The sequence below is a fragment of the Glycomyces dulcitolivorans genome (assembly GCF_003265355.1).
Taxonomy (GTDB): Bacteria; Actinomycetota; Actinomycetes; order Mycobacteriales; family Micromonosporaceae; genus Glycomyces; species Glycomyces dulcitolivorans.
Genome location: NZ_QFRW01000325.1, coordinates 1 through 19,513 on the forward strand (window position 1 = coordinate 1; position 19,513 = coordinate 19,513).

At 71.5% G+C, this 19,513-nt stretch carries 15 protein-coding genes; 8 read left to right on the top strand and 7 right to left on the bottom strand.

The genetic code is table 11. The annotated features are described in order from the left end of the window. Positions 1-40: 40 nt before the first annotated feature. The gene (locus DI269_RS24590; RefSeq protein ID WP_112140928.1) at positions 41-1,018 is read right to left on the bottom strand and encodes a hypothetical protein; all 978 of its coding nucleotides are present in this window, start codon (positions 1,016-1,018) and stop codon (positions 41-43) included. A 189-nt stretch (positions 1,019-1,207) separates the two neighbouring features. On the opposite strand from DI269_RS24590, the gene DI269_RS24595 reads away from it, so the two are divergent. Genes DI269_RS24595 through DI269_RS24615 form a run of 5 tightly spaced genes read left to right on the top strand, consistent with a single transcriptional unit; the run spans position 1,208 to position 6,964 of the window. Further along, positions 1,208-2,269, top strand: coding sequence for a LacI family DNA-binding transcriptional regulator (locus tag DI269_RS24595; protein ID WP_198667725.1), 1,062 nt, complete (start codon positions 1,208-1,210; stop codon positions 2,267-2,269). 8 nt (positions 2,270-2,277) lie between these two features. Continuing rightward, positions 2,278-3,873 carry an FAD-dependent oxidoreductase gene (locus DI269_RS24600; protein ID WP_112141006.1) on the top strand — a complete coding sequence of 532 codons (1,596 nt, stop codon included), beginning with the start codon at positions 2,278-2,280 and terminating at the stop codon, positions 3,871-3,873. 31 nt (positions 3,874-3,904) lie between these two features. Beyond that, complete coding sequence (locus tag DI269_RS24605) at positions 3,905-5,173, top strand: ABC transporter substrate-binding protein (RefSeq protein WP_112140930.1); 1,269 nt, start codon at positions 3,905-3,907, stop codon at positions 5,171-5,173. Continuing rightward, a complete protein-coding gene (locus tag DI269_RS24610) occupies positions 5,170-6,117 on the top strand; it encodes a carbohydrate ABC transporter permease (protein WP_112140932.1) in 948 nt (315 codons plus the stop codon). Before DI269_RS24605 ends, DI269_RS24610 begins: the two co-directional genes overlap by 4 nt. Further along, complete coding sequence (locus DI269_RS24615) at positions 6,107-6,964, top strand: carbohydrate ABC transporter permease (RefSeq protein ID WP_112140934.1); 858 nt, start codon at positions 6,107-6,109, stop codon at positions 6,962-6,964. The genes DI269_RS24610 and DI269_RS24615 overlap by 11 nt, the downstream gene beginning before the upstream one ends. Before the next feature lie 47 nt (positions 6,965-7,011). Here the strand turns inward: DI269_RS24615 and DI269_RS24620 are convergent, their stop codons facing one another. Then, on the bottom strand, positions 7,012-7,251 hold the full coding sequence (locus tag DI269_RS24620) for a hypothetical protein (protein ID WP_112140936.1): 240 nt from the start codon (positions 7,249-7,251) through the stop codon (positions 7,012-7,014). 113 nt (positions 7,252-7,364) lie between these two features. Here DI269_RS24620 and DI269_RS24625 point away from each other — a divergent pair, with 113 nt between their 5' ends. Next, on the top strand, positions 7,365-8,918 hold the full coding sequence (locus DI269_RS24625; protein WP_112140938.1) for a phytoene desaturase family protein: 1,554 nt from the start codon (positions 7,365-7,367) through the stop codon (positions 8,916-8,918). A 75-nt stretch (positions 8,919-8,993) separates the two neighbouring features. Here DI269_RS24625 and DI269_RS24630 read toward each other — a convergent pair whose 3' ends face one another. From DI269_RS24630 to DI269_RS24640, 3 genes are all read right to left on the bottom strand, one after another. Next, positions 8,994-9,257: a GlsB/YeaQ/YmgE family stress response membrane protein gene (locus DI269_RS24630; RefSeq protein WP_112140941.1), complete on the bottom strand. Its 264-nt coding sequence runs from the start codon at positions 9,255-9,257 to the stop codon at positions 8,994-8,996. Between the two features lie 105 nt (positions 9,258-9,362). Continuing rightward, positions 9,363-12,131: a hypothetical protein gene (locus tag DI269_RS24635; RefSeq protein WP_112140943.1), complete on the bottom strand. Its 2,769-nt coding sequence runs from the start codon at positions 12,129-12,131 to the stop codon at positions 9,363-9,365. Between the two features lie 154 nt (positions 12,132-12,285). Next, the gene (locus DI269_RS24640) at positions 12,286-12,693 is read right to left on the bottom strand and encodes a MerR family transcriptional regulator (RefSeq protein ID WP_198667727.1); all 408 of its coding nucleotides are present in this window, start codon (positions 12,691-12,693) and stop codon (positions 12,286-12,288) included. 168 nt (positions 12,694-12,861) lie between these two features. Here DI269_RS24640 and DI269_RS24645 point away from each other — a divergent pair, with 168 nt between their 5' ends. Next, entirely contained in the window at positions 12,862-14,088 is a 1,227-nt protein-coding gene (locus DI269_RS24645; protein ID WP_112140947.1) for an MFS transporter, read from the top strand. Positions 14,089-14,175: 87 nt separating this feature from the next. After that, the gene (locus DI269_RS24650; RefSeq protein WP_112140949.1) at positions 14,176-14,694 is read left to right on the top strand and encodes a DUF4396 domain-containing protein; all 519 of its coding nucleotides are present in this window, start codon (positions 14,176-14,178) and stop codon (positions 14,692-14,694) included. Here the strand turns inward: DI269_RS24650 and DI269_RS24655 are convergent, their stop codons facing one another. Further along, positions 14,695-16,701, bottom strand: a complete 2,007-nt coding sequence (locus DI269_RS24655) for a YhgE/Pip family protein (protein WP_112140951.1) — start codon at positions 16,699-16,701, stop codon at positions 14,695-14,697. Further along, a complete protein-coding gene (locus DI269_RS24660; RefSeq protein ID WP_112141008.1) occupies positions 16,701-19,400 on the bottom strand; it encodes an MMPL family transporter in 2,700 nt (899 codons plus the stop codon). Before DI269_RS24660 ends, DI269_RS24655 begins: the two co-directional genes overlap by 1 nt. Positions 19,401-19,513: the final 113 nt, after the last annotated feature.

Sequence of the window (19,513 nt, forward strand, 5' to 3'; positions counted from 1 at the left end):
CCCGCCCCGCTCTCCGGGGCGGGGCCGCACGGGTTCGCGGTCAGGCCCTGGCGATCGCGATGTTCGTGTTGGAACGGGCGCCGGCCTCGTAGAACATGTAGAGGCGGCCGTCCTCCTCGGCGAAGGTCGGCGCGGCTGCGCGGGTGGCGGCGGGCTCGGTGTACAGGACGCCGAGGCGCTCGTCGCGGTCGAAGCTCGTGCCGACGTGGGCGACGCGGATGCGGCCGTCGCCGGAGTGGTAGACGACGTGCCCGCCGCCATTGCGCGACCAGTAGTGCGGACCCGAGAGCTGGCCGCCCTCGCCCGCGACGGGCGACAGGAGCGGCTGCTGCTTGAACTGCCAGCCCGAGGCGAGCTGGTTCGACCAGCCGATGAAGATCTTCCGGGTCCCGGCCTGGTTGCCCATGAACAGCATGATGTGGACGCCGGCCTGCGTCGGATGCGGGAAGACCCGCGCGTAGGACGCCTCGGTGACGTCCGACGGGAGCATCGAGGTGTGGAGGACCGTGGCGCCGTAGGTGAACGAGCGGCCGTCGGTCGAGGTCGCGACCCGGGTGGTGCGGTTGTCGCCGTGGAAGTACAGGTAGATGCGGCCGTCGGCCTCGTTCCAGACCGCGTGCGGGCTCGACACGTGCGGCACCGTCGAGTAGTGCGGCGGCCAGGAGTTCGAGATGATCGGGTTGGCCGGGTACTCCTTCCACGGCCCGGCGAGGGAGTCGGCGTAGGCGAGGCAGATCCCGCCCGGGTCGTCGTGGGGCGCGTAGTACATGTACCAGGCGCCCAAGGGGTTCTGGACCCGTCCGGCCACGTACCGGATCGAGGGGAAGATGATCTCCTTCCTGGCGGGCGCGTAGCTGAGGGTGCTCTTGTCCATCGCCGCACCGAGGCGGGTGAAGGTCGGGAAGCCGGCGGGGACGGCGGCAGCGGGGGCGGCGCCGAGGGCCGCGGTCGTGCCGAGGGCGGCGGCTCCGATGAGCAGGCCGCGGCGGCCGAAGGCGGATCGTCGGTCGGGGTCCATGACGCTCTCCTGTCCGGCCCGGCGGCCGCGCCGCGCTCGGGCGGTGCAGAGGCACCGCGGTGGGCCTGTGGAGGACGAGTGTCCGGGCTGGGATGAGCGGCAGTCAAGATGATAATACGTATTATCATCTTGACGGTCCGAAAATCGGCGGGCAACATGATCACACGCACCAGTGGTTATACGCATTATATGCCCGTCGAGAAAGGCCCCGCCGTGACCGGACCCCGCCGCCGCGTGACGCAGCGCGACATCGCCCGCATCTCGGGCGTCAGCCAGGCCACCGTCTCCCTCGTGCTCAACAACCGCCTCGACGGCGGCGTCAGGATCGCCGCCGAGACGCAGCAGCGCGTCCTCGACGCCATCCGCGACACCGGCTACGTCGCCGACCCGATCGCGCGCCGCCTCGCCGACCAGTACAACCGCATCATCGGCGTGTTCACCTACGAGCCCGTGTTCCCTTCGGGCGCAAGGGACTTCTTCCACCCGTTCCTCCTCGGACTGGAGGAGCAGGCCGAGCGGCTCGGCTGCGACCTGCTGCTGCTCACCAGCGCGCCCGTCGACGGCGGCCGGCGGCGCATGTTCGCCGACGGCAGCCGCATCCGCCTCGCCGACGGGTGCGTCCTCCTCGGCCAGGAGGTCGACCGCGGAGACCTCGAACGCCTTGTCGCCGAAGGCATCCCGTTCGTGTCGGTGGGCCGCCGGGACGACGCGGGCGGGCCGGTGCCGTACGTCGGCGCCGACTACCCGGTCGCGGTCGCCGCACTCGTCGAGCGCGCGGCCGCCTTGGGGCACCGGCGGATCGCCTACGTCGGACGCGGCGAAGGACCGGAGTCCTATGCGGACCGCCTGCGCGGGTTCCGCGCCGCCGCCGCGAAGGCGGGCGTCGAGTACGGCCGCATCGGCACCGCCGCGGCCGAGCCGCTCGACGCGGCCGTCGCCGAGGGCGTGACCGCGCTGTTCCTCGAAGAGCCCGCCGACGTCCCGGCCGTCACCGCCTGGGCGGCCGAACGCGGCCTCGACGTCCCCGCAGACCTTTCCCTTGTCGCCCTTGGAGACCCGACCCGGCCGGTGTCGATCGACCTCGACGTCGCCGGGTTCACCATCCCCCGCCGCGAGATGGGCCGCCAGGCCCTCGACGTGTTCTTCGCACTCATCGAGGGCGCCGAGACGAACGTGCAGCGGCTGCTCCCGTGCGAACTGCACGACGGCGCGACCCTCGCGCCGGCCCCCACCGGAAGGAACAACTCTTGAAGCAGGAACTGCAAGCCGACATCCTCGTCGTGGGCGGCGGGCTCGGCGGCGTCGCCGCCGCGCTGGCCGCGCTGCGCGCCGGGAGGCGCGTCGTCCTCACCGAGGAGTACGACTGGATCGGCGGCCAGCTCACCAGCCAGGCCGTCCCCCCGGACGAGTCGTCCTGGGTGGAGCAGTTCGGCATCACCGCGTCCTACCGGCAACTGCGCGAAGGGATCAGGGAGTACTACCGGCGCCACTACCCGCTCACCGAGGCCGCCCGCGCCAAGCGGGACCTGAACCCCGGCGGCGGGCACGTCAGCCGCCTGTGCCACGAGCCGCGCGTGGCCGTCGCGGTCCTGGAGTCGATGCTCGCGCCCTACCTCGGGTCCGGGATGCTGCGGCTCCTCCAGCCGTACCGGCCGGTCGCGGCCGACGTGGACGGCGACCGGGTCGAGGCCGTGACCCTCGTGCACCGCGACAGCGGCGAGGAGGTCGTGGTCGGCGCGCCGTACGTCCTGGACGCGACCGAGACCGGAGAACTGCTGCCCCTCACCGGGACGGAATACGTCACGGGCTTCGAGTCCGGAAGGGACACCGGGGAGCCGAGCGCGCCCGACGAGGCGCAACCGGACAACATGCAGGCCGTGTCGGTGTGCTTCGCGATCGACCACGTCGACGGCGACCACGTCATCGACAAGCCCGCCGACTACGACTTCTGGCGGGACTTCCGCACCGACTTCTGGGGCGGGAACCTCCTCGGGTTCCGGGCCCCCAACCCGCGCACCCTCGAAGCGGCGGAAAGGACCTTCGAGCCCAACCCCGACGACGACCCGCTCGCGGTCGTCGGCGACCAGCGCCGCGGCGGCGGCGACATGAACCTGTGGACCTTCCGCCGCATCGCCGCCCGCCGCAACTTCACGCCCGGCGCGTACGCCAGCGACATCACCCTCGTCAACTGGCCGATGATCGACTACTTCCTGGCGCCCGTCATCGACAACCCCGACGCCGCAGCGCATCTGGAGAAGGCGCGGGGCCTGTCCCGCAGCGTCCTGTACTGGCTCCAGACCGAGGCGCCGCGCGCCGACGGCGGAACCGGCTGGCCGGGACTGCGCCTGCGCGGCGACGTCACCGGATCGGCCGACGGCCTCGCCCAGGCCCCCTACCACCGCGAATCGCGGCGCATCAAGGCCGAGTACACCGTGGTCGAGCAGGACCTGTCGGCGGCGGTGCGCGGCGACAAGGGCGCCGTGTCCTATCACGACAGCGTGGGGATCGGCATGTACCGCATCGACCTCCACCCCTCCACCGGAGGCGACAACTACATCGACGTCGCCTCCTGCCCGTTCGAGATCCCGCTCGGCGCACTCCTGCCGGTGCGGGTCGAGAACCTCCTCCCCGCCGGGAAGAACCTCGGCACCACCCACATCACCAACGGCTGCTACCGGCTCCACCCGGTCGAATGGAACATCGGCGAGGCCGCCGGGGCCCTCGCGGCCTTCGCCTTCGAGCACGGCACCCGGCCGCGCGCCGTCGGCGCCGACCCGGCGCTCCTCGCCGCGTTCCAGGACCGGCTCGCCGCGCAGGGCGTCGAACTGCGCTGGCCCGACGTCGCCGCCTACTGACAACGCCGTCAACCGAAAGGAACGACCCCTGATGAGAAAGCCCGCTCGGATACTGCTGGCCGCCGCCGCGGCCGCACCGCTCTCCCTGGCCGCCTGCGGCGGCGGCGACGAGGGCCCGGTGACGCTGCGCATGACCACCTGGTCGGCCAGCGAGGACCACCTCGCGATGCTCAGCGAGATCGCCGACGCCTACATCGCCGACCACCCCGACGTCGAGGCGATCGAGTTCGACCCGCTCCCCTTCGAGGGCTACACGAGCACGCTCACCACGCAGATCGCCGGCGACAACGCCCCCGACCTGGCGTGGATCCTGGAGAACTCCGCGCCCGACTTCGTCTCCAGCGGCGCCCTCGTGCCGCTGGACGAGACGCTCTCGGGGACAGACGGATACGAGTACGACGACCTCATCCCGGCCGCGACCGAGCTGTGGCGCGAGGGCGACGAGCTGTACGCGTACCCGTTCTCGACCTCGCCGTTCGGCGTGTTCGTCAACAACGACCTCCTCGCCGCCGCAGGGCAGCCCACCGCGGCCGAGCTCATCGCCTCCGGCGAGTGGACCTGGGAGCGGGTCGTCGAGGCCGGCGCCGCCGTCCACGCCCAGAGCGGCGTCGACGGCCTGGTCATCCGCGACTTCGACTACTCCGGCTGGGACAACCTCTCCACCCTGTGGACCGGTTGGGGCGCAAGCGCATGGAGCGAGGACGGCACCGAGTGCGGGTTCGACGACCCGGAGATGACCGCGGCGCTGACGTTCATGCACGACGCGGTGTTCGCGCAGGAGGCCATGCCCGGCCCCGGCACGACCGCCGACTTCTTCGCGGGCGAGGCGGCAATGACCGTCACCCAGATCTCCCGCGCCGGGCTCCTCGCCGAAGCGGAATTCGGGTGGGACCTGGTGCCGCTCCCGGCCGGGCCCGCGGGCGAGTACTCGGTGATCGGGCAGGCCGGGCTCGGCGTCCTCACCGTCGCCCCGCACCCCGAGGAGGCCGCGGACTTCCTGGCGTACCTGACGAACCCGGAGAACTCCGCGAAGCTCGCCCAGTACTTCCCGCCGCCGCGCGAGTCGCAGCTGACCGCCGAGGTCCTCGGGCAGGCCAACCCGCTGCTGACCCCCGAGCAGCTCCAGACCGTCGTCATCGACCGCATCGACGCGGGCGTCGTCAAACCCGGCCACACCGGCCAGGCCCAGCTCGACCAGGCCGTGCGCGCCGCGCTCGACCCACTGTGGACCCCCGACGCCGACGTCGCGGGCGTCCTCGCCGAGCTGTGCACCGCCATCGAACCGCTGCTGGCGCAATGACACGCACGGAAGTGAAGACCGCCGTCCCCGGCCGGGTGCAGACCCGGCCGGGGCGGCCCGGGTGGTGGACGGCGCGGCGCCGCGACCACCTCGCCGGGTTCCTCTTCGTCGCCCCGCAGCTGGCCGGCACGGTCCTGTTCGTGATCCTGCCGCTGGGCCTGATGTTCTGGTACAGCTTCCACGACTGGAACGTCCTCGCCGGGGGCTTCACGTGGACCGGCGGCGAGAACTACGGGCGCCTCGCCCAGGACCCGGCCCTGCCCGGCGTCCTCGGCACGACCGCGATGTTCTCCATCGGCCTGGTCGCGCTCAACCTGAGCCTGGCGCTGGTGCTGGCGATCCTGCTCGACCAGAAGCTGCGCGGCACCATCGTGTTCCGCACGATCTTCTTCTCCCCCGTCGCGGTCACCTTGGTGGCGTGGACGATCGTGTGGCGCTTCCTGCTCCAGGACGACGGCGGCGTCAACGGCCTCCTGTCGACGATCGGCGTCGAGGGCCCGAACTGGCTGCGCGGCGAGACCACCGCGATGGTCGCCGTCGTCGTCGTGCAGGTGCTGAAGAACGTGGGGCTGAACATGGTCCTGTTCCTCGCGGCGCTGCAGGGCGTCCCGAAGGAGCTGTACGAGGCGTCCACCATCGACGGCGCCGGGGCGTGGACCAGGTTCCGACGCATCACGATGCCGATGATCAGCCCGACGATCCTGCTCACCTCGATCATCACCGTCGTCGGCTCGCTCCAGGTCTTCGCCCAGATCGACGTCCTCACCAGCGGCGGGCCGGGCACCTCGACCACCGTGCTCGTCTACTACCTGTACCAGAACGCCTTCCAGTTCCACGACTTCGGCTACGGCGCGACCCTCTCGGTCCTGCTGTTCGCGATCGTCCTGGTGCTCACCGTGATCCAGTGGCAGATGCGCCGGAAGTGGGTCGTCCATGAAGACTGAACGCCTCACCACCCAGCGCTCGCGGCGCGCGAAGCTGCTCCTGTACGGGCTGCTGTGCGTCCTGGCGGTCCCGTTCGTGTTCCCCACCTGGTGGATGGTCACGTCGAGCCTCAAGTCCGCCAACGACATCTTCGCGTTCCCGCCGTCGATCCTCCCCGCGGACCCGTCCCTGAGCGCCTACGCCCGCGTCTTCGAGTTCGCGCCGTTCGCCGCCCAGTACTTCAACAGCATGTACATCGCCGCGGTCGTCACGGTCGGGACGCTCGCGGTGTCCTCGCTGGCCGGATACGCGTTCGCGCGCATCCGCTTCCCCGGGCACAACCTGCTGTTCCTGGTGGTCCTCGTCGGCCTGCTCATCCCGAGCGAGGTCACCATCGTGCCGCTGTTCCAGCTGTTCAACGGGCTCGGCATGGTCGACACGCACTGGCCGCTGCTGCTGGTTCCGATCTTCGGCGCCCCCAGCGTCCTGGCGACGCTCATCATGCGGCAGTTCTTCATCGCCCTGCCCGCCGAGGTCGAGGAGGCCGGGCGCATGGACGGCCTCGGGCGGCTCGGCCTGTACTGGCGGATCGCGCTGCCGCTGTCGCGCCCGGCCCTGGGCGCGGTCGCGATCTTCTCGTTCCTCCACAGCTGGAACCTGTACCTGGAACCGGTCGTGTTCCTGTCCACGCCGGAGAAGTTCACGCTCCCCCAGGCGCTCACGCAGTTCACCGACGCCTACGGCGGTCCCATGTGGGACGTGCAGCTGTCGGCGGCGACCCTGTCGGCGCTGCCGGTGCTCATCGTCTTCGTCGTGGCCCAGCGCCAGTTCGTCGAGGGCCTGGCGCACACCGGCCTCAAAGGATGAAGCGGTGCCCCGGCCGAGGGGCCGGGGCACCGCTTCACGTCACTGCGCTACAGCCCGAGGTCGTTGCGGAAGTTCTCGGCCGCGTTCTGCGCGCCGTCCTGCGCGTCCTGCGCGGCGTCCTCCGCGCCCTGCACCGCGTCGCCGGCCTGGCCCGCCGCATCGGGGACGTACTCCTGGTACGCCGCGTCCGTCGCGTCGCCCGCCATCTCGCCGGCCTGGCCCTTCGCCTCTTCGACGGCGCCGGTCACCATGTCCTTCAGCTCGTTGAACTTGTCCAGCAAGCCCATAGACCTACCCCCTTTTCGCGTCGGTACGTCCCACTATAGGGGGACAAGGTGTCGGTGCAAAGTTCCCGAAACGACACCCGCGAAAACATCGCCGATCCGTGCTAGGAATATGCATGCCTCAGCACCGGAACTACGACGCCGTCATCGTCGGCGGCGGCCACAACGGCCTCGTCTCCGCCGCCTACCTCGCCCGCGCCGGCAGGCGCGTCCTGGTCCTGGAACGCTTGGGCCGCACCGGAGGCGCCGCGATCTCCGCCCCCGCGTTCCCCGGCGTCGACGCCCGGCTCTCGCGCTACTCCTACCTGGTGAGCCTGTTGCCCCGCAAGGTGGTCGAGGACCTGGGCCTGCGGTTCCAGGTGCGCAAGCGGCACGTCTCCTCCTACACCCCGGCCGAGCGCGGCGGGCGGGACACGGGCCTGCTCGTCACCCGCGACCAGGGCCGCAACCGCGAGTCGTTCGCGCGGCTCACCGGCTCCGACGACGAATACGAAGCGTGGCAGGAGTTCTACGGCGCGGCCGCCCATGTGGCGCAGCGGGTGTTCCCGACCCTCACCGAGCCGCTGCCGACCGCGGACGACCTGCGCCGCCGCGTCGGCGACGACCGTGCCTGGCACATGTTCTTCGAAGCGCCCCTTGGGGAGGCAATCGAGACGAGCTTCCGCGACGACCTCGTCCGCGGCGTCGTCCTCACCGACGGCCTCATCGGCACCTTCACCTCCGCGTGGGCCGAGGACCTGCGGCAGAACCGCACGTTCCTGTACCACGTCATCGGCGGCGGCACCGGCGACTGGAACGTGCCCGTCGGCGGCATGGGCGCCTTCACCGACGAGCTCGCCGCCGCCGCGCGGGCCGCGGGCGCCGAGATCCTGACCGGCCACGAGGTCACGGGGATCGCCGCCGACGGCGCGCGGGCCGAGGTGGCATTCGCGAGCGGGGACGGGACCGGGACGGTGGAGGCGCGGCACGTGCTGGTCAACGCCTCCCCCGAGGCGCTCGCGGGCCTGCTCGGCGAGACGGCGCCAGCGCCGGCCGAGGGCGCGCAGCTCAAGGTCAACATGCTGCTCAAGCGGCTGCCGCGGTTGAAGGACGCCGACGTGGACCCGCGGGACGCGTTCTCGGGGACGTTCCACGTCTCCGAGACGTACGAGCAGCTGGAGGCGGCCTACGCGGAGGCGGCCGCGGGGCGGCTGCCGTCGCGCCCGCCCTCGGAGATCTACTGCCACTCCCTGTCCGACCCGTCGATCCTCGGCGCGGACCTGGTGCGCCAGGGGTACCAGACGCTGACCCTGTTCGGCCTGCACGCCCCCGCGCGGCTCTTCCAGGGAGACAACGAGGCGGCGAAGGCCGCGCTCCTGGACGCGACGATCGCGCAGCTCGACCGGTACCTGGACGAGCCGCTCGCCGACTGCCTGGCCGAGGACGAGAACGGGGAGCCGTGCATCGAGGCGAAGACCCCGGCCGACCTGGAGCGGGACCTGCGGCTGCCGGGCGGGAACATCTTCCACCGGGACCTGTCGTGGCCGTACCGGACCGACGGGGCGCCCGGGCGCTGGGGCGTGGAGACCGCCCACGCGAACGTCCTGCTCTGCGGGGCCGGGGCGGCCCGCGGCGGCGGGGTCAGCGGCATCCCCGGGCACAACGCGGCCATGGCCGTGCTCGAAGCCTGATATCGGGGGATGGACACGACGACCGCCGAGTGCCGCCGGGGCCCGCGCCGAAGCGCGGACCCCGGCGCGGCCGGTCTAGTGGGCGGTCCGGTGCCGGCCCGAAGCGATCGCCTCGGCGACGCCGATGAGCAGCACCGATGCGATGACCGCAACGACGAAGCCCAGCACGTTCAGCTCCCAGACGTCACCGGTGCCGAGCAGGTTCGCGATGGTCCCGCCGATGACCGATCCGACGAGTCCGAGCAGGAGCGTGGCGAGGATGCCGAGCGACTGCTTGCCGGGCTTGATCAGGCGCGCGAGCGCACCGATGACCAGGCCTGCGATGATGAATCCGATCATTGGAACCTCCGAGTTCGGTTGACCGAGGTGTCCTCCGTGTACCCCGCCCGGGCCGGTTCCACACCGCCGGGCCCCTCGGCCCGGCGGTGCTGCGCCGGTGGCGCGCTAATTCAGCGTGAAGCTGATGAACCGCGGTTTGTAGATGCTCGGATCGGTGTAGTGGGAGCCTTCGGCGGTCATGCGGCTGTCGAAGGTGTTGACGTTGTAGGACATGACGAAGCGGTTGCCGGAGCTGATCGTCGGGTGGAGGTGCGCGTTGTAGGCGAAGATCCGCTCGTCGCCGTAGCTGCCCCACAGGCCGGTCTCCGGCATCGAGTAGACCAGGCTCTGGTTGGTGAACGGCCCGGCCGGCGAGCAGGAGGTGTAGGCGTACACCTTGTTGTTGAACGCGAGGGTCGAGTCCTGGGTGACCAGGACGTACTGGCCGTTCCACTTGGTCACGGAGTACTCGTTGGCGATGCCGTTGAGGCCGACGCCGGTGTCGGACTCGTAGGCGGTCCACCCGTCGGCGGTCCAGTACTGCCATTTCGCGGTGGCGCCGAGGTCGGAGCCGTGGACGCGGGCGATGCGCTGCTTCTTGTTGGTCGGCGCGTCGGCGATCCCGTAGATGTAGGTGTAGCCGTCCCCGGACTGGCTGGCCGGGAGGAGGGCCGAGCCCCAGGCGCCGGCCTGCGAGGGCAGGGGCTCGACGCTGATGGGGTCGCTCAGGTTCGACAGGGAGAAGGTCGCGACCACGTTCTGGTCGAACCGCCAGTCCCAGTCGCCGGTGCCGAACCGCAGGTACTCCTGGAAGACCACCTGGAGGTAGTCGGTGCCGTTCTGGCGCGAGATCATCCCGTCGCCGAGCCAGTACCAGTGGTTGGCTTCGGGCGGCGGCATGATCGCCTCGGGGTTGGCGGTGGTGCCGCCCTGGATGGTCGAGAGGCTGCCGCCGTCCTGTCTGACGAAGGTGCTGTTGATGAGCGGTGCGGTGACCGGTCTGGTGCCGTCGCTGTTGAGCGGCCCCAGGAACGTGTCGGAGAACAGCCACAGCAGGTCGCCGTCGGGCAGGCGCACCGAGTAGGTGGAGTCGCCGCCGGTCCAGCCGTTCGGGGTGGACTCGGCGTAGTCGAGGAACTGCTGCTCGGGGGCGACGCCGTCGTCCTGGAGGTTGCTCACGGTGAGGCTGGAGAGGTTGCACGACGGGTGGTCGAGCGGGACGAGGGCCCTGACGCGGAAGCGGTACTCGCGGCCGTCGCCGTCGGCCTCGACCGAGTTGGTCTGGAGGTCGGTGCGGGTGGCGATGAGGGTGACGACCATCGGGTAGGCGAAGTCGGTCACGGTGATGACGTTGCCGGCGTCGGGGTAGACCGCGCGTGCGGCGGTGGGGTACTCCGAGAGGCTGCCGGGGCTGCCCTGCGGGGACCAGACCATCGCCACGTACTGGAGGTCGTCCCTGCCCTCGGTGGAGATGGTGAGGCGCGACCGGTAGTCGCTGGTGGGGTCGCCGGAGTTCTGCATGGCGGAGAAGTCGAAGTAGGCGGACCCGCCCGGTTCGATCGTCTCCGCGTAGGTCTGCTGGGTGCCGAGGGGGACGGCGCGGGTGGTGCGGGCGGGGCGGTACTCCTCCAGGAGGTGGTCGTCGGTGCGGGTGTCGCCCATGAGGAAGTCGCGCCACAGGTCGCGTTCGGTGTCGTTGTACCCGTACCCGGCCATGGGGTTCGGCGGGGCGCCGCCCTGCTCGGCGGCGAGGCGGTAGTTCGCGACGGAGTAGCCGAGGAGGGTGGAGGGGATGTCGAGGCCGTACGAGGTGAGCACGGCCTTGATCGCGGTGATCGGCGTCGAGTCGTGGTTCTTGATGTGCTCCCAGGTCTTGCGGACGGCCGTGGCGCTCCCGGTGGCCTCGTTGAGGTAGAACGCGAGCGTGAAGGTGCTGTACTGGCGCGAACTCCCTAGGTCTTCGGCGGCGTTGAGGGCGCGTCCTGGATCGCCGAGGTGCTCGGGGATCGCGTGGGCGTACATCGTCGCGGCGGTGGGGTTGCGCGGGTCGTACGGCTGGAGCCGGTAGGACATGAGGGTCGCCCATTCGGCGGTCGACTCCATCCACCAGTTCATGGTCTTGAAGTCGCTGCCGCCGAGCCAGTCCTGGACGTAGGCCCAGCCGATGTCGCCGACGTCGTCCCAGTACTGGTACTGGACGATGTGGAAGAACTCGTGGCGGGGCAGGTAGTCGTAGTTGTCGGCGTCGTTCAGGCCCGGGTCGGAGGGCAGGATGATCATCGGCTGGTCGTTGGCGCCGAACGGGAGGGTGAACGCGCCGCCGTTGAACCAGCCCTCCTGGGTGTCGTTGAGCCCCACGATGACCGCCCAGGGGCCGTCGCCGGGGTCGACGGGGTAGCCCATCGAGCGGTAGGCCGACTGGGCCTCGTCGATGGCGTTGATCATGTCGACCACCGCGGTGGGGCGGCCGTTGGGTCCGGCGGCGGCGGGGACGCCGCGCGTGTCGCCCGGGTTGTTCTTGATGTCGTAGAGGAACACGAAGTCCCCGGCGAACGCCTGGCACTCGTAGTCGTGGAAGTTGTAGTTGTAGGAGGAGGCGCAGTCGTCGGCCGCCGCGGTGGCGGCGTCCTCCATGTCGAACTGCTCGACGTCGAGCGATTCGGCGGTGATCTCCTGGCGCACGGCGCTGTCCTCGGCGGCGCGCGCCGAACCCGCTTCGTACGGGCCGAAGTCGGCGTCGCCGTCGTCGGTGAACGCGTCGAACGCGGCCTGGTCGAACGGCTGCGGTTCGGCGACGCCCTGCTGCTGGAGCTCCTCGGTCGCCGTCTCGGTCTGGGGGGTGGTGTCAGAGGCCGCCTCTGGTGGGGCGGCCTGGGTGGGCTGGATGACCAGCATGCTGACGAATACCGCTGCAGCGCAAGCGATCGGAAGTCTTCTCAAGACTGTCCTCCGTCCCGATGGTATCGATACCAATGAGTATGGCAGCGATCGCCCCATGGGGATAGAGCTCAGTGGAGAGGAATTCTCCGGGCGCCGACCGGCTCCCGGGTCAGCCGCGCGGCGACCACACGCCTTGCGCCGTACCGGCGTCGAGGTGGCGCCCGTAGGCCACGACCTTGGCCTGCACGACGTCGAGGCAGGCGTGGAGCTCCTCGATCTTGGCCCGCACGTCGTCCTCGTGGCGCCGGAGGAGCTTCAGGCGCTCGGCCTCGTTGCCGGGCCCGGCCGCGACCAGGGCCGCGAACTCGCGGATCGCCGCGATCGGCATCCCGGACTCGCGCAGGCGGTTGAGGAGCCCGAGCCAGTCGAGGTCGGCCCGGTCGAAGACCCGGCGGCCCGAGGCCGAGCGCGGGATGTCGCGCAGGAACAGGCCCTCGCGCTCGAAGAACCGGAGCGCGTGCACGCTCAGACCGGTCGCCACGGCGACCTCGCCGATCGAGAGACCCTGGACGTCCATGGGCGCCATCGTAGCGGACGGGCCTGACCTCGCGTTCCGCTCATATTTAGCGATCAACCGGCGTTCACCTGTCGAAATGGTTTGTCGATCGGGCCGATCGGATGCAAGCTGGTCCGGTGCCCGGGTCGACTCCGGGCATCCGCGTGCCCACCGTCCGATTGGATCGCCGTGACCGAATCCTCCCTGCGCGAGCGCCCGCCCCGCACCGACCCGGTGCTGGCGCGCTGGCGCAACGCCGTGTTCACGATCTTCGCGCTCTCGGGCTTCGTGTTCGCCAACTGGGCGGCGCGGGTGCCGAACATCCGCGACATCCTCGGGGCCTCGACGCAGGAGATGGGGATCCTCATCCTCGGGCTCTCCGCGGGCGCGATCCTCGGGCTCGTCGCCTCCAGCCACGTCATCACGCACCTGGGCGTCAACCGGGCGATCCGCTGGTTCCTCGCGACCGCGGCCGTCGGGCTCATCGCGGCCGGGCTCATCGCCGGGTTCGCCCCCGGCTTCTGGCTCCTGTTCGCCGCGCTCGCGATCGCAGGCGCGGGCAACTCCGTGCTCGACGTGGCGATGAACGTCGCGGGCGCGGCCAACGAGCGGCGCATCGGCAAGACCCTGATGCCGATGTACCACGCCGGGTTCAGCGTCGGCACCATGCTCGGCGCCGGCACCGGCGCACTCACCGAGCAGCTCGGCGTCCCCGTCGAGGCGCACCTGACCGCGGTCGGCCTCCTGGTCATCGCGGTCGACCTGTGGGTGGTGCGCTTCCTCCAGCCCGCCGAGGAGCCGCACGAGGCCGAGCCGGGCGAGGCCGCGGGCTGGCGCGGCAGGCTGTCGGCGTGGTCGGACCCGCGCATCCTCCTCATCGGACTGATCATCCTCGGCATGGCCTTCACCGAGGGCACCGCCAACGACTGGCTCGGCCTGGCGATGGTCGACGGCTACGGCCTCACCAACCCCGGCGGCGCCGCGGTGTTCGCGGTGTTCGTGACCGCGATGACGGCGGGGCGGTTCTTCGGCGGGGCCGCGCTCGACCGCTTCGGACGCGTCCCGGTCCTGGCCGGGTCGGCGTTCCTGGCCTTCGGCGGGCTCCTGCTCGTCATCATCGGCCCGACCGCGCCGATCGCGATCGCCGGTTCGGTCCTGTGGGGCGTGGGCGCCTCGCTCGGGTTCCCGGTCGGCATGTCGGCCGCCGCCGACGACCCGCGCAAGGCCACCGCGAACGTCGCCGCCGTCGCCACGATCGGCTACCTGGCGTTCCTCGTCGGCCCGCCGCTCATCGGCCTCCTCGGCGACCAGGCGGGCCTGCGCAAGGCGTTCCTGGTGGTCCTGGTGCTGGTCGCGGTCGCGCTGATCTGCTCCCCCGCGGCCCGCAAACCGAAGGGCCTCACCGCGGCCGAGTAGCCGGAGCACCGCGCCACCCGGCCGTCAGATACCCTACCGGGGTATCATCGGCGGCCGGGGGCTCCGGCCTGGAAAGGAACGCCCGCAATGGACCATTCCCACCACGAGCACCATGAGCACCACGACCACGAGGGCCACGACGCGCACGCCGAGCCGGCCCCGCCCGCCGCGTCCTGGAGCATGGCCGTCTCGGCCACCCTCCACTGCCTGACCGGCTGCGCCATCGGCGAAGTGCTCGGCATGATCATCGGCACCTCGCTGGGCTGGCACGGCGCCGCCACGATCGTCCTCGCCATCGCGCTCGCGTTCGTCTTCGGCTACGCGCTCACCATGCGCGGCGTCATGCGCTCGGGCGTGCCCTTCCGCCAGGCCGTCAAGATCGCCCTGGCCGCCGACACCATCTCCATCGCCGTCATGGAGATCGTCGACAACGCCCTCATGCTCGCCATCCCCGGCGCCATGGAGGCCGGGGTCGGCGACCTCCGCTTCTGGGTCTCGCTCGCCATCGCGCTCGCGGTCGCGTTCGTGCTCACCGTCCCGGTCAACCGCTGGCTCATCTCCCGCGGCAAGGGCCACGCCGTGGTGCACGCCCACCACGGCCACTGATCACCCGCGGCCCAGGCGGAGCCGTCTGGCGCCGACGCTGCGGCGGCGGTCGGTGACGAGGATCGTCGCCAGCGCGCCGACGCCGAGCCAGACGGCGAGCTGGGCGACCCCGGAGGCGAGGCCGGGGCCGCCGAGCGCGGCGGCCCGCAGCGCGATCACCGCGCCGTGGGTCGGGATCCAGCCGATGAGCGCGTACAGCGGCGAGGGAACCGTGGAGACGACGCCGAGGGCGATCGTGAGGATGAGGACGGCGACCGAGGCGAGGCGCCCGGCGCGGCCGAAGATCGCCACGAGCGCCTGGTTCAGGGCCGTGAACGCGAACGCGGCCAGGAGCGCGACCCCGAGGAACTGGAGGGCGCGCGCGAGTCCGAGTCCCATGACGGGCGCGGCGATCGCGGTGATCGCCAGGGCCGCGAGCGAGGCGGCGGTGGCGCCCGGGAGCGCGGACTGGAGGACGATCCGCCAGGTCGGGGCCCGCGAGGTGAGGATGCCTTCGGGGACCGCGGCGGTCACGAGGTAGACCGCGAGGGCCAGGCCCCACAGGGCGATCGCGGCGAACAGGCCGATGGCGAGCCGGCCGAAACCGGTGCCGTCGATCGAGGCGGTGGTGGGGTCGGCGGCGACCGAGGACAAGTGCGTGCGCTCGGCTTCGGTGTAGGTCGGGACCTGGTCGCGGCCTTCGGCGAGGCCCGAGGCGAGTTCCTGGGCGCCGTCGTCGACTTCGTTCGCACCCGAAGCGAGTTCGTCCGCGCCGGACGCGAGCTGGTCGGCGCCGGAAGCGAGTTCCTGTGCGCCGGAGTTGGTCTGGGCCGCGCCCGAGGCGAGTTCGTCGGCGCCGCTGGAGGCCTCTGCGATGGCGGAGGCGAGGGAGACGGCCTGGTCGGCGAGTTCGGCGTTGCCGTCGGCGACCTGGCGGGCGCCGGCGGCGAGGGCCTGGACGGCGTCGCGGGTCTGGACGACCTTGGCGCGCACGGAGGCCACGGCCCCGTCGATGTCGGCGGCGTCGGCGCTGAAGCGGTCGGCGGCGTCCTGGAGGGCGGCGCAGAAGTCGGCGTCGCCGCCTTCGGCGGTGCAGTCGGCGGCGAGGTCCTGGAAGTCCGCGGCGGCGTCGGCGGCCGAAGGGAGGGCGTCGATGGCGGCGATGATGTCGTTCGCGAGCGGGACGACCTCGGCGGCGAGTTCCTCGTTGCCTTGGGCGACCTGCTCGGCACCATCGGCGAGGCGGCGGGTGGCCGAGGGCAGGTCCGAGGCGGCGTCGTCGAGTTCGCCGAGGCCGGAGGCGAGGGTCGCGGAGCCGGATTCGAGCTGCGCGGTGGCGTCGGCGAGGGTGTCGGCGCCGGAGGCGAGTTCGCCTGCGGCCGAGGACAGTTCGGAGGCGCCCGAGGCGAGTTGCGAAGTGCCGTCGGCGAGTTGCGCGGCGCCGTCGGCGGCGTCGGCGAGCTGGTCGTGGATGGTGTTGAAGGCGACGTAGAGGTTGTCGAGGTAGGTCTCGACGACCTGGCCGTCGAGGGCGCGCTGGGTGGCGAGGGCGATCTCCTCGGCCAGCGCGGGGTCGGCCGCGCCGCCCGCGTTCGAGGTCTCGACGGTGAGCACGGCCTTGGCGGCGCTGGAGCGGTCGCCGTCGACGGCGGTGGCGGTCGCGGCCGAGGTGCCTTCGGCGGAGAAGTTCTCGGGGATGGTGACGACGGCGGCGTAGGTGCCGTCGGCGAGCCCGGCGGAGGCGTCGCTTGAGTCGGTGAGGGTCCACTCGTAGGCGGAGTCGTCGGCGTGCGTGAGCTCTCCGGCGAGTTCGCGGCCGAGCGGAATCGTCTGGCCGTCGACGGTGACCGGGTCGTCGAGGTTGACGACGGCGGCGGTGGCGGTGCCGTGGTCGGCGTCCGGGTTCCACAGCGCCCAGGTGAGCAGGCCCATGGCGAGGACGGGGATGAGGATGAGCCCGGCCCAGGTGCGCCAGGTGAGCGGCCCGGCGGCCCCGGCGCGGGCGGAGCCTGCGAACAACTTGAACATCAGGCCACCTCGATGGCGTTGAGGGCGAGCGGCTGGGCGGTCGGCGGGAGCAGGTCGCGGATGCGGTCGGTGTCCTGGCAGGCGAGGACGTAGGCGACCGGTTCCCCTTGGGGCGAGCGGCGGTCGGACAGGAGCGAGCGCAGGGCGTCGCGGGCGTCGGTGCGCAGGACGAGGTCGACGTCGTCGAGGAGGACGAGGCGGACCCCGTCGTCGACGGCGGCGGTGATCGATGCGGCCGGGTCGGGGTGGTCCCGGCAGGCGACGATCTCGACCTCGCGGCGCAGGGCGCGGGCGTGCTGGGGCAGGACGCGGCCGAGGACCTTCAGGTCGCCCTTGACGGAGGGGACGCGTCCGGCGATCGCCATGAGGAGGGCGGTCTTGCCGACGGCGCCGGCGCCGTCGACGACGAGCGTCCCGCCGCGCGGGAGCCGCAGGTGGACGTCGTCGACGACGGTGGCGCCGCGGTCGTCCTCGATGCGGAGGCCGCGGGCGGCGACGGCGTCGTCGGCGCCGGGTTCGGGCCAGTCGGCGAGGCGCAGTTCGCGGACGAGGGCGTCGCCTTCGGCGTCGAAGACCGGCAAAGCCCGGTCGAGCTTGGGCGGGAGGCCCCAGGCGCGGTGGCCCAGGAGCGCGAGGACGGCGGGGACGAGGGTCATGCGCACCAGGAACGCGTCGACGAAGACGCCGACGGCGAGGCTGAACGCGATCGGCTTGATGGTGGCCGAGCCTTCGGGGACGAACGCGGCGAAGACGCCGAACATGATGACCGCGGCGGCGGTGACCACGCGGGAGGCGGAGACGAACCCGGTCTCGATGGCGTGGTGGGGGTCGCCGTGGTGGACGTAGTCCTCGCGGATGCGGGAGACGAGGAAGACCTCGTAGTCCATGGCGAGTCCGAACAGGACGCCCATGAGGATGATCGGGAGGAAGCTGATGACGGAGCCGACGCCGGCGACGTGCAGGGCGTCGGCGCCGTGGCCTTCGACGAACACGAAGGAGGTGGCGCCGAAGGCGGCGCCGACGGAGAGGAGGTATCCGGCGGTGGCCTTGACGGGGACCCAGATCGAGCGGAACACCATGGCGAGCAGCACGATCGAGAGGCCGACGACGAGGACGCCGAAGGGGAGCAGGGCGCTGCCGAGTTGGGCGGAGACGTCGATGCCGACGGCGGTGATGCCGGTGACGGCGGTCTGGGTGCCGTACTGGGAGAGGAAGTGGCCCTCTTTGCCGCGCAGGGCGGCGACGAGGTCCTCGGTCGCGGCGGAGTCGGGGCCGGTGGTGGGGATGACCTGGATGATGCCGGTGTCGCCCTTGGGGTTCGGGGTGGCGAGGGGGACGGAGGCGACGCCGTCCATGCCGCGGATGTACTCGGCGAGGTCGTCGACGAGGCCGACCGGGTCGGTGGAGGTGATGATGTCGGCGGTGACGATGAGCGGGCCGTTGTAGCCGGGCCCGAAGTGGTCGGCGATGACGTCGTAGGTGACCTTGGCGTCGGTGCCTTCGGCGGCGTCCCCGTTGTCGGGCAGGGCGAGGCGCAGGTTCATGGCGGGGATCGCGGCGACGGCGAGGCCGATGACGACGACCGCGATGGTGACGACCGGGGCCTTGGTGACGGTGCGGACCCAGGCGAGGGCGATCTGCGGTTTGCGGCGGGTCTTCCTGCGGCGCTTGGGTTTCCTGGGGCGCATCCGCTCCCCTGCGAGGGCGAGGAGGGCGGGGACGAGGGTGATGGCGACCGCGACGGCGATGGCGACGGCCACCGCGGCGGCGACACCCATGGTCGTCAGGAACGGGATGCCGGCGACGAAGAGGCCCAGGAGCGCGATGACGACGGTGAGCCCGGCGAAGATGACGGCCGACCCGGCGGTGGCGGTGGCGCGGGCGATCGACTCCTCGACGTCGAGGCCCTCAGTGAGCTGGTCGCGGTGGCGCGAGAGCAGGAAGAGGGCGTAGTCGATGCCGACGGCGAGGCCGAGCATGACCGCGAGCATCGGCGCGGTCGAGGAGATCGGGACGAGGACCGTCGCGAGGTAGACGAGCCCGACGGCGATGCCGACGCCGAGGATCGCGGTGATCAGGGGCATGAAGGCGGCGATGAGCGAGCGGAACATGAGCAGCAGGACGACGAGGGCGACGACGAGGCCGATGCCTTCGGTGGGGGTGAGTTCGGGGACGTTGTCGGCGAAGGCGTCGCCGCCGGTGTAGACCTCGGCCCCGTCCCCGGCGGCGTCGGCGAGGTCCCCGCTGATCGCGGTGAGGTCGCTCTTGGTGGCGTCGGTGACGTCGGCCTGCGCGACGGTGAGGAGCACCGTGATGATCGCGGCCCGGCCGTCCTCGGAGACGGCGCCGGTGACGTCGGAGCCGAAGGGGTTCGCGACGGCGCCGACCTGGTCGAGCTGCTCGATGCGGGCGACGGCGTCGGCGGTGGCGGCTTCCGCGGCGGCGGTGTCGACCTCGCTTCCGTCGGGGACGGTGAGGACGAGGCTGGCGGAGGTGCCGCTGAACTCGGGGAAGACGCGGCCGAGGTAGTCGAGGGCGTCCTGCGATTCGGAGCCGGGGATGGCGAAGGTGTCGTCGGTGCCCTGGTTGAACAGTGCGGCCGCGCCGCCCGCGGCGAGCAGGGCGAGCACCCAGGCCGCGACGACGAGCCCGCGGGCCCTGGCGCAGGCGCGCCCGAGCCTGTAGAGCACTGAGGACATGCCCACCCCCCATTTCGGACTTAACGGTCATCGTAGGCGGCGTTCGTACCGCCGACCGTGATTGACGAAATCATCATTCATGAGAAAGTCTTCAGACAAGACTTTGTGACGAT

Coding starts and splice junctions, on each gene's coding strand:
- DI269_RS24630 (WP_112140941.1), bottom strand. CDS start 9,257: ATGATCGGATTCATCATCGCAGGCCTGGTCATCGGTGCGCTCGCGCGC.
- DI269_RS24655 (WP_112140951.1), bottom strand. CDS start 16,701: ATGTTCAAGTTGTTCGCAGGCTCCGCCCGCGCCGGGGCCGCCGGGCCG.
- DI269_RS24590 (WP_112140928.1), bottom strand. CDS start 1,018: ATGGACCCCGACCGACGATCCGCCTTCGGCCGCCGCGGCCTGCTCATC.
- DI269_RS24635 (WP_112140943.1), bottom strand. CDS start 12,131: ATGCTGGTCATCCAGCCCACCCAGGCCGCCCCACCAGAGGCGGCCTCT.
- DI269_RS24650 (WP_112140949.1), top strand. CDS start 14,176: ATGGACCATTCCCACCACGAGCACCATGAGCACCACGACCACGAGGGC.
- DI269_RS24640 (WP_198667727.1), bottom strand. CDS start 12,693: ATGGACGTCCAGGGTCTCTCGATCGGCGAGGTCGCCGTGGCGACCGGT.
- DI269_RS24660 (WP_112141008.1), bottom strand. CDS start 19,400: ATGTCCTCAGTGCTCTACAGGCTCGGGCGCGCCTGCGCCAGGGCCCGC.
- DI269_RS24615 (WP_112140934.1), top strand. CDS start 6,107: ATGAAGACTGAACGCCTCACCACCCAGCGCTCGCGGCGCGCGAAGCTG.
- DI269_RS24605 (WP_112140930.1), top strand. CDS start 3,905: ATGAGAAAGCCCGCTCGGATACTGCTGGCCGCCGCCGCGGCCGCACCG.
- DI269_RS24610 (WP_112140932.1), top strand. CDS start 5,170: ATGACACGCACGGAAGTGAAGACCGCCGTCCCCGGCCGGGTGCAGACC.
- DI269_RS24625 (WP_112140938.1), top strand. CDS start 7,365: ATGCCTCAGCACCGGAACTACGACGCCGTCATCGTCGGCGGCGGCCAC.
- DI269_RS24595 (WP_198667725.1), top strand. CDS start 1,208: ATGCCCGTCGAGAAAGGCCCCGCCGTGACCGGACCCCGCCGCCGCGTG.
- DI269_RS24620 (WP_112140936.1), bottom strand. CDS start 7,251: ATGGGCTTGCTGGACAAGTTCAACGAGCTGAAGGACATGGTGACCGGC.